Origin of the sequence: Prevotella sp. SGI.167, assembly GCF_050313615.1 — a bacterium.
GTDB lineage: Bacteria > Bacteroidota > Bacteroidia > Bacteroidales > Bacteroidaceae > Prevotella.
In genome coordinates, this window is sequence record NZ_JBNPLT010000020.1 from 56,853 (window position 1) to 65,827 (window position 8,975).

The 8,975-nt window shown below is 37.2% G+C and carries 13 protein-coding genes; 12 read left to right on the top strand and 1 reads right to left on the bottom strand.

All coding sequences use genetic code 11. The features are described from left to right. Positions 1 to 401 precede the first annotated feature (401 nt). Positions 402 to 656: a CHAT domain-containing protein gene (locus tag ACQRBJ_RS10960; protein ID WP_445303635.1), complete on the bottom strand. Its 255-nt coding sequence runs from the start codon at positions 654 to 656 to the stop codon at positions 402 to 404. A 998-nt stretch (positions 657 to 1,654) separates the two neighbouring features. On the opposite strand from ACQRBJ_RS10960, the gene ACQRBJ_RS10965 reads away from it, so the two are divergent. The 12 genes from ACQRBJ_RS10965 to ACQRBJ_RS11020 all read left to right on the top strand — a co-directional run bounded on the left by ACQRBJ_RS10965 (position 1,655) and on the right by ACQRBJ_RS11020 (position 8,839). Then, positions 1,655 to 1,996: a hypothetical protein gene (locus ACQRBJ_RS10965; protein WP_445303636.1), complete on the top strand. Its 342-nt coding sequence runs from the start codon at positions 1,655 to 1,657 to the stop codon at positions 1,994 to 1,996. Positions 1,997 to 2,520: 524 nt separating this feature from the next. Beyond that, positions 2,521 to 2,916 (top strand): hypothetical protein, encoded by a 396-nt coding sequence (locus ACQRBJ_RS10970; RefSeq protein ID WP_445303637.1) that lies wholly within the window; start codon positions 2,521 to 2,523, stop codon positions 2,914 to 2,916. 11 nt (positions 2,917 to 2,927) lie between these two features. Beyond that, a complete protein-coding gene (locus ACQRBJ_RS10975; RefSeq protein ID WP_444456643.1) occupies positions 2,928 to 3,236 on the top strand; it encodes a hypothetical protein in 309 nt (102 codons plus the stop codon). A 10-nt stretch (positions 3,237 to 3,246) separates the two neighbouring features. After that, positions 3,247 to 3,771: a hypothetical protein gene (locus ACQRBJ_RS10980; protein ID WP_444456641.1), complete on the top strand. Its 525-nt coding sequence runs from the start codon at positions 3,247 to 3,249 to the stop codon at positions 3,769 to 3,771. 193 nt (positions 3,772 to 3,964) lie between these two features. Further along, positions 3,965 to 4,228, top strand: coding sequence for a hypothetical protein (locus ACQRBJ_RS10985; protein WP_445303638.1), 264 nt, complete (start codon positions 3,965 to 3,967; stop codon positions 4,226 to 4,228). Positions 4,229 to 4,277: 49 nt separating this feature from the next. Continuing rightward, the gene (locus ACQRBJ_RS10990) at positions 4,278 to 5,486 is read left to right on the top strand and encodes a radical SAM peptide maturase, CXXX-repeat target family (RefSeq protein ID WP_445303639.1); all 1,209 of its coding nucleotides are present in this window, start codon (positions 4,278 to 4,280) and stop codon (positions 5,484 to 5,486) included. Then, a complete protein-coding gene (locus ACQRBJ_RS10995) occupies positions 5,483 to 6,448 on the top strand; it encodes a CXXX repeat peptide maturase (protein WP_218487508.1) in 966 nt (321 codons plus the stop codon). The genes ACQRBJ_RS10990 and ACQRBJ_RS10995 overlap by 4 nt, the downstream gene beginning before the upstream one ends. Positions 6,449 to 6,473: 25 nt before the next feature. Next, the gene (locus tag ACQRBJ_RS11000; RefSeq protein WP_118063970.1) at positions 6,474 to 6,749 is read left to right on the top strand and encodes a CXXX repeat peptide modification system protein; all 276 of its coding nucleotides are present in this window, start codon (positions 6,474 to 6,476) and stop codon (positions 6,747 to 6,749) included. A gap of 5 nt (positions 6,750 to 6,754) precedes the next feature. Continuing rightward, positions 6,755 to 7,018, top strand: coding sequence for a Sec-independent protein translocase subunit TatA/TatB (locus ACQRBJ_RS11005; RefSeq protein WP_228115256.1), 264 nt, complete (start codon positions 6,755 to 6,757; stop codon positions 7,016 to 7,018). After that, positions 7,008 to 7,799 carry a twin-arginine translocase subunit TatC gene (gene tatC, locus ACQRBJ_RS11010; protein WP_119237012.1) on the top strand — a complete coding sequence of 264 codons (792 nt, stop codon included), beginning with the start codon at positions 7,008 to 7,010 and terminating at the stop codon, positions 7,797 to 7,799. The genes ACQRBJ_RS11005 and tatC overlap by 11 nt, the downstream gene beginning before the upstream one ends. Positions 7,800 to 7,843: 44 nt before the next feature. Further along, the gene (locus tag ACQRBJ_RS11015) at positions 7,844 to 8,203 is read left to right on the top strand and encodes a hypothetical protein (protein ID WP_218487509.1); all 360 of its coding nucleotides are present in this window, start codon (positions 7,844 to 7,846) and stop codon (positions 8,201 to 8,203) included. A gap of 123 nt (positions 8,204 to 8,326) precedes the next feature. Next, entirely contained in the window at positions 8,327 to 8,839 is a 513-nt protein-coding gene (locus ACQRBJ_RS11020; RefSeq protein ID WP_445303640.1) for a GH25 family lysozyme, read from the top strand. The last annotated feature ends 136 nt before the right edge of the window (positions 8,840 to 8,975 follow it).

The window sequence follows — 8,975 nt, forward strand, 5'->3', positions numbered from 1 at the left end:
GAGCAAACATGAAGAAACACTCTTCATCCAGGAAGTAAAGTCAAACAAAAGACTTGGTAAGCTGGTAGCTGTCATTTGCTCTTTCATAAAACATTCAAAGTAGTACTTTAACATTCAATTACGTATGAAAAGGCTCTGTTTAACAACTGTTCTTATACTCGCAATGAGCAACATGCTCTTTGCCAAATATCATATACGTCATCAACGCCCACATTATCATACGGAAACCAGACCCTCTGATGATAACCAGGATGACAATCATATAGCGCTACTAATATTAATAGGTGGACTGAGTATTGGCGGATATTTGCTATACCGAAAAAGAAAGATAAACAAATACCGAAGAGGATGACAAACTTGTATGGAAGGTGGTATTCCACTTCCATACAAGCTTTATACATTTAAATTGCATCTAAAAGAATGAACGAATTCCAATTCTCAGGATTCGACGGATACTTCTGTTTCATTTCATTGACCGTCAGCTGAAAAGATTTATGCATCGGAAAATGAACTAAGTTTCGATAAAAACAAGTCATAAACTCCGCCGTTTCCTTATCCTTGACAGAACGCAAACTCATGATAATAGCCTGGGCTCCAGCTTTCTTGAAACCTCGTTGCATAGAATCATTATGCAGTTTGATGGTTGGAAGTTGCATAGAATAGAAGAGGTGTAGATTGGGAAAGAATGAGCTGAGACGTTATTAAGAATGAGTTTTCTTTACATTAGCTTGCCTGAGATTCTCGTATTTTCAGACGCTTATTGTTCCTTTGAGAATATCGTAAATATGAAGAAGAATAAAAACTTGCTGATAATCAGGCGTTTGTAATTTCTTGACAAGATGATACCGTTGAGAAAAATCTATAGTTGTACGACTATAACCCCTATAGTTGTACAACTATAACTCTAGAGTTGTACAACCATAGCATGTATAGTCGTACAACTGTAACTTTATAGTCGTACAACTATAGGTCTTGTTCTTAATATAGAGCAGAAAACGGGGATTCCCGACCTCTAAATCCCCCTTATTTTTATCGCTAGATTCAAAACTTGTAGGTATATGAATTTTGGTTATAAATATTGACGGGAGGTATTTTTGCAATTGTAATTTGAACTAAAAAAAGGAGGAATAAGGCCTTATGGAAAATGGGAATGATGTTCCCGAATGGCTGAAGAATGGAGATTATGAGTTCGTGTATAATATTATAAGATAAGATCAATTATGTGTCTGATTTAGCAAAGAGGGTGTGTCATAAGTAAATGATTCACCCTTTTTTGTTTGTTGGAATGTTACTGATATGTTGTTGGAAAACATAGTATAAGTTGTTAGAAAAGATAGTATATGTTTTTGAGTTAGTTAGTATCTCCGGTCGCACAACAGCTGTTGTGCGCTTGCATAGCAGCTGATATGCGCTTGCACAACAGGTGATGTGCATGCGGTGTCCAACTGTTATGCACCAACTATTATCTAGACTTATGGCGCACCCTCTTTGTCATTTGGTACATTGAGAACGGCATTTCATACAAGGTAGGTTTAGATATTTGGCTGATAGAAATAATCTTCTTACTTTTGCGCTCGTAATCGGGAAGCGATAGAAGAGAATGATTCGTGGAACGAGGAACATGAAGTATAACCCTTTTTATATATAATAAGGTATGAAGAAGATTATGATTTCGTTGATGATGGTAGTAGCTGTCACCACAACCAGTTTTGCAAAGAGTAACAACACCGATGTGGCAAATGCCGTAAAGAGTGTAGCCGAGCAGGTAAAGCAGGCACCATCCGGCATAGTGTATGGTGTAGTTGAGAACACCAAGCACCACATCACCGTAGCTACTCCTTTTGGAAAGTACACCATTGAGAAGAAGGACGGCGGCGTCAGCTTTATGGGAATGTCGGCAAAGCTGGTATCATCAAAGAATGGCGTTTATAAAGTCAAGACATCCCTTGGTAATTTTTCGGTGAATACAAGAAAAGGAACGATAACTAAAAAATAATCGTAACTGGTTGTTTACCTTTTCGTAAGGGATGGTATATAGGTATAGGGCATTGAATTGTTGTCATGGAATAGAAATGTGGAAGTGTTTTTCTCTCGGCAATGGCAGTGTTCAATGCCTTTTTTGTCCTTCGGGATAAAAAACATCGCTAAAAGTTTGGCAGTATCAAGAATATTGCTTACTTTTGCGGTCAGAGTTGGAGCAGACGGAAAAGAACGGCTGCGATGAAGACTCGAAAGAATGAGCGTATTGAGCGTTATCTTGCGAGATAGGAATGTGGAAGTTTCAAAGTCTGCAATGATAATATGCAATTCGGCTCACGCATATGGATTATTGTACCTTTCACTCAAGGGAAAGGTAGCGATATATCTTATGGCGTGGGCTATTGCTATATTACTTGCAGACGGGTCCTTCCACAACCTCTATCCCAGTAATAGGCAATAGTCCCACGCCTCTTTTTTGCTTGTTCTTAAATGTTGAATAAAAAAAGAATAAGTATGATGTACAATGGGTTACAGAATGATATGACATCCTTTGCAAAGTTTGCCTTTATTTTTGAACAAGAAATAAAGGTAAACGTGAAGAATGAAGAGTTTAAAAGCCGTTTTAAAGCAGCTTTTGAACTTTATGAGCATAAGGTGAAGTGCCATGTTAGATATGTAAAACAAAAAGACATAGCTACGATTACTGACTATACCAAGTTTACATTGTTCTTTACCAAGAAACATTCACAGGTTTTAGACTTTTGTCGCCATTTACGAAACTCATTCGTACATGGTATTCTTATTAAAGAGGATAAGTTTCTGGTTATTAATGACAAGAATAATCGACAGAAAGTTTCTTCTAAAGGATATTTGGAATATAGACTTGTGAAGGAATTTGTAAAGGAAATAGTAAATGTGTATGAACATAACAACTAAATCGAAATGATATGGAAATGCAGAAAAATTTAGAAAAGTTAGGCTGTTCCTTTTACAAGGTGGAGGGGACAGATGTACAAGTTTGTATTACTTCTGGTAAAGACTGGAAAGATATAGCTGTCTTTAAGTTTGAGGAAGGAAAAGTGGTGATGCTTCCTGTGGAAAGTAATGAGTTTCGCGGAGAGCGTCTCAACCGAGCAACTTGGTCTCAGCTAGTGTGGTTGAAGTCTTTTGGAGTCAATAAGGCTGTGCTTATTGATGAGAAAGATGCAAATTTTTTGTTGAAAAAGTATGTGACAGATTATTTTTCTAATCATTAAAAATGAGCTTATGAAAAAAATATTATTAACATTGCTTGTAGGGTTAGTTTCGTTATCAACTAATGCGCTAAGTTATAATCTATGGTATGATGGTGTTTGGCATGGATGGGACGATTTTCATTATAGTGTGTCAGGGACATATGATGATTTAATCTTTTATTATCAAGCTGACGGTATTTCGCACTATATGCTTCGAATAACAATAAATGGTTTTTGGGTGCCAGACAAGAAAATTATGAAGGAGTGTATAAAAAATAACCAATGGCTGAATTATAAAGGTACAGTTGAATATTATGTATGCGATGATTATCCGTCAGCTTATGATATTTGGACAAAAAGACCTCATTATTATTCTGGTCTACTTCATAATAGTTTAAACTTAATTTATTGGAATTATCATGATGATCAGTGGAATAAACGACCTGTAAAAAGGGTTAAAATGCAGGCTGATATAAGGATAGCCCCATTCAAGAAATCTCCAAAAACATATAATGTATATTGGGAAAATGTGGGTTTGGGTATTACTTTAGATTAGAATTATATGAAAGAAAAAATTCAAAGTAGAAGAGCATTCTTTAAGAATGTTGCCAAAGGTGTATTGCCTATATTGGGTGGCTTGATGTTACCAACGTCTTTGTTGGCAAATGTGTGTGATGTTGAGGTGGTACCTCAGTCTTGTAATGCTTCTTGCTCAGGACTCTGTACCTCTTGTACTGGAAGCTGTAAAAATGCTTGTAAAGGATGCCAAGGTGGTTGTCATAGCACTTGCACAACAGCTTGCGGCACAGGTTGTGGTCAAGGTTGTGCAAGCAGTTGCCAATCTGATTGTGGTATTCTTTGCTCGCAAAGTTGTCAGCAAAGTTGTCAAAATCAGTGTATTTACGATTGTGGAAACAATTGTTTGTCAACCTGTACTGGCGGTTGTAGTCGTGGCTGTAGCGGTAATTGTCGTGGGGATTGTACGGGAACATGTAGTGGTCGTTGTGGGTTAGGCTGTTCTCGTGGTTGTTCGGGTGGTGCTATATTTGTATCTTATTAATTATGGATGGAATTAAAGAACGAAGAGAAGAGTGGCAATCTGGAATGGCAAAGAACATTACTTTCATTGTTACGAAGGATTGCCAATTAGCTTGTAAGTATTGCTATCTTATAGGAAAAAATACGAAAGAACGTATGTCTTGGGAGATAGCAAAGGCTGCTATTGACTATATTCTCGATCATGAGGAGGATATGAAAGAGGAAAGTGTGATATGGGACTTCATTGGTGGAGAACCATTCTTGGAGATTGACTTGATAGACAAAATATGTGACTATCTTAAAGTCGAGATGTATCGCAGAAATCATCATTGGTTCAACTCTTTTCGTTTTTCTTTCTCAACGAATGGCATTAATTATAGTTCAGAAAAGGTACAAAAATTCATTAAGAAGAATCATTCTCATTTGAGTATTGGTATCACTATTGACGGAACTAAACGTAAGCATGACCTCAATCGCATTTGGAAGGCCAAGGAGATGGAGCAAGGGATGTTGCCTAAAACAGAAGACGAGAAAGGGTCTTACGATGATGTTGTCAAGAATATCCCTTTGTGGTTAGAGCAATTCCCTGGCGCAGGTACAAAAGTGACAATAAGTAGTGCAGACATACCTTATATAAAAGAAAGTGTGCTCCATCTATATTCATTGGGAATCCATGAGGTAAACATAAACTGTGTGTTCGAGAATGTATGGAAGCAAGGAGATGATGTCCTGTTTGAGAATCAACTGATAGAATTAGCTGACGCAATCATAGAGGAAGATTTATATAAGGACAATGCTTGCTCTTTTTTTATGGAGCACATAGGAAAACCATTAGATTGCATTACTAACAATCAAAACTGGTGTGGGGCAGGTCAGATGCTTGCTGTAGATGCTGAAGGAACATTCTATCCGTGTACCCGATTTGCTCAGTATTCTCTTCGTAATAAGAAAGCTTGGGTTATAGGTAATGTTCGTGATGGCATAGACAAAAATAAACTTCGTCCATTTTTGACATTGGATAGATGTACTCAATCTACAATGGAATGTATTGATTGTAATGTGGCGTCAGGTTGCGCTTGGTGTCAAGGAGAAAATTATGATGCTGCAGACACTCCAACTGTATTTCAACGTTCAATAGCTATCTGTAAGATGCATAAGGCAAGAGTCAGAGCTAACAATTATTATTGGAATAAGCTCTATCGTAAACTCGAAAGGGAAGGAGGTGAGAAATGATGCAATATCTCGTGATATTATTGGATGATACATCAGTATCTTTCTGTCATTATTCAAATGATTCAAAGGAAAGTAACTTGATGCCTATTGAAACATTGAAGGCAGGTATCGTTTTTGCGATGAAGGAGAACCTGAACATTCAATTTGTTTATCCTTGTCATAAGTTACCGCAGGAGTATCTTGAAGTAATAGATCGAATTGATCATACTAATATTCAGCCGGCTTGTAGGGGTGGAAATGGTGAGGTCATCGTTTTAAACGATATTGATGATACTGAAACTGTCGTGTTGAGACATGGAGTATCTTATGTCTTGCGGATAGATAAGCTTACGTTGTTTTCAAAGGTGGATAAGGTATGTGAGTTGCTGCAACAGGTAATGCGACTGAATGTTGTAATAACTGACGTAGAAACCTTTAAGGATAAAGATATCCCTCTGTATAAAGAGTGTTTGAACAAGTTGTCTATGGCTGCAGAGCTTAGCTTTTCAAAAGGAAAAAAAGTACAGTGTAATTTATTGACGGATAGAATGGTGCTTGATAAAATGAATAATTGTGGTGCTGGTGATACAACGATTACATTGGCACCTGATGGAAAATTCTATATTTGTCCAGCATTCTATTTGACAGATGAAGTAGATGCATTGGGGCGTTTAAACTATAGTATAGGAGACTTGCAGAATGGAATGAATATCAAGAACTCTCAGTTGTATAAACTTGATTATGCTCCACTTTGTCGTCAATGCGATGCCTATCAATGTAAACGTTGTATTTGGTTGAACCGTAAAATGACATACGAGGTGAATACACCAAGTCATGAACAGTGTGTGATGGGACATTTGGAGCGGAATGCAAGCCGTAACTTATTGCAAAATATTCGCAAATATGGCACGTTCTTATCGGGTCGTGATATCAGAGAAATCAATTATCTTGATCCCTTTGATGTGAGAAAAGAAAGGGAATAATCAAATTTTAAAAGAATAAAGAATAATGGCTACAAGAAAAAAGATAGGTCAGGTTACACCTGAAGAAAAGAATGAGATACAGCAGTTGTTTGAGCGTCGTAATGGCTTGAACGAGTTGGCTAAGATTTTAACGGCAGACAATGCTGAATTATATGAGAAATTGGTGAAAGATCTTGGTGAAACAGGAACCAAGTTCCAATCTTGGTGGGATAGAATGGGAGCTAAATATCAATGGGAGAGCATTGAGGGAGGCAACTGGGAAATCAATTTTGATACGTGTGAAATCTATTTGGTTGCATAAGGCTTATGGTGAATTTATTATTAATGATAGGTACATCGGAATTACTGCTTATTGCAGCTTTGGTGTTGCTTCTCTTTGGTGGTAAAAAATTGCCAGAGATGATGAAAGGATTGGGGCAGGGTGTACGTAGTTTCAAAGATGGAATGAAAGAAATTTCAGATCCAGATAGTGATGAACCTCACTCTCGTCAGCAAATGCACTCTACAGAGCAGACATCTACATCCAAAGTAGATAAAACCGATAAACAAACGGAAGAGAATGGCAAATAATCAGAATGATAATCTGATGACTTTCGGAGAGCATCTTGAGGTGTTCCGCAGGATGCTCTTTCGCATCATTGCTATTACAATTTGTTTGACAGTCGTTATTTTCTGTTTAAAGGATACTACGTTTCATTTATTGTTGGCTCCGTGTGACAATCATTTTGTTACTTTTCATCTGCTTGAAGAGGTATTCGAACGGTTGGAAATTGATTTTCGTTTCGAGCCATATTCAATACGTTTGATTAATACAGAGTTGTCGAGTCAGTTTATGACTCATGTGTCAACATCGGTGTATTTGGCATTGCTATTGGTTTCTCCCTATATTGTGATAGAGTTGTATCGCTATATAGCACCTGCATTGTACGTGGATGAACGTCGATATTCTGTGTTGCTGGCAATAGCGATATATCTGTTGTTTATTTTGGGAGTATTGATGAGTTACTTTGTGTTGTTTCCATTTGCATTGCGTTTCTTGGGAACATATCAGGTTGCTGCAAGTGTGGTGAATCAAATTAATCTAGATTCGTATATTTCAACATTTGTTACCTTGACACTTATGATGGGGTTGGTGTTTCAATTGCCTATATTGTCTTTATTTTTGGCAAAAATGGGAATTTTAGAAGCTAAGTTCATGAAGCAATATCGTCGACATGCTTTTGTTTTGATAAGTATTGTTGCTGCTGTCATAACTCCACCAGATTTGTTTACTTGTATTATGGTGCTGCTGCCGATGTATGGACTCTATGAGGTAAGTATTTTTGTGGTTGGTAAAGTTAGCCAAGGATAGACTGTCAATGTATTTGATATGAAATTTTAAAATGGTATATTATTATGAATAAGTTTTTGCTTTTTAGTATTCTATTGCTTGTTGGTTGTCATGAACAAACGACAAAGCAACAAGAGAAACAAGTTGAAAATAGCTCGGTGCAAGTTCCAAGTAGTGTATATGCAAATTCTAGATGGAAATGTCCTTATTGTGGAATGGAACTTGATGTTTTTGATACATTTATAATGGATCATAAGCAAAAGAAATGTTTGCAAGAGAAATCTACTCGAAGTTCTTCTTACGAAGATGACGTTGAAGATGCATACAAAAAAGGCTATGAGGAGGGCCTTGAAAAGGGAAACAAAGATGGTTATGATAAAGGATATAATGAGGCTTCCAACAACGAGTGGGAAGAATATAATTAGTAACTCCTGATGGTTTCGTACTTCCAGGCCCCCATTTCATACATTTATCCCCCAACTTTCTATGCTGTTTCGGATAAATTCATTATCTTTGTCCCCCTGAAAACAACTAAAAGATAAAATGTAATGAAGAAAGGATTGAAATATACTTTGGTTTCCTTAGGCAGCCTGGTCGTTTTGGCTGGTATTGGTCTGGGAATCATGTATGTGGTGTCGCCATATAAGGTGAAGCGATGGGTGGGCATCGCTTCATCTTATTCTGATGTGTTCGTTGATAGATTGAAAGGGCAACCTTATACTCGTGGCGGATATGACGGCATTGATGTATCGAAACACAATGGAGTTATCAAGTGGAAGGAAATAGCGAAGAACAAACGAATCAAGTTTGTTTATATCAGAGCTACACATGGTAAGGGATATGTGGATCGACATTATCGCCGAAATATCAGACTGGCTCGTAAATGTGGGTTGAAGGTAGGATCTTATCATCTGATGTCTACCGGCTCTTCAGTAACTGCTCAGTTCCGGGATTTCCAAAAGATGGTGAAGACAGAAACCGGACATTTGCATGGTATTGGAGAAAGGGTAGATTTAAGCAGATTCATGAATGGTACAACCATCAAGGATTTGATGTTGTAAGAAATATACTTGATAAATACCCAAAACGAATTTATGTCTCAAACTCTCAGAAGTAACATCGTACATAAACAGGAGAGAATAGTCTACCATGTTTACCTTTCAAGGGATAGTGGTATTAATAGATAACTAAAAGATC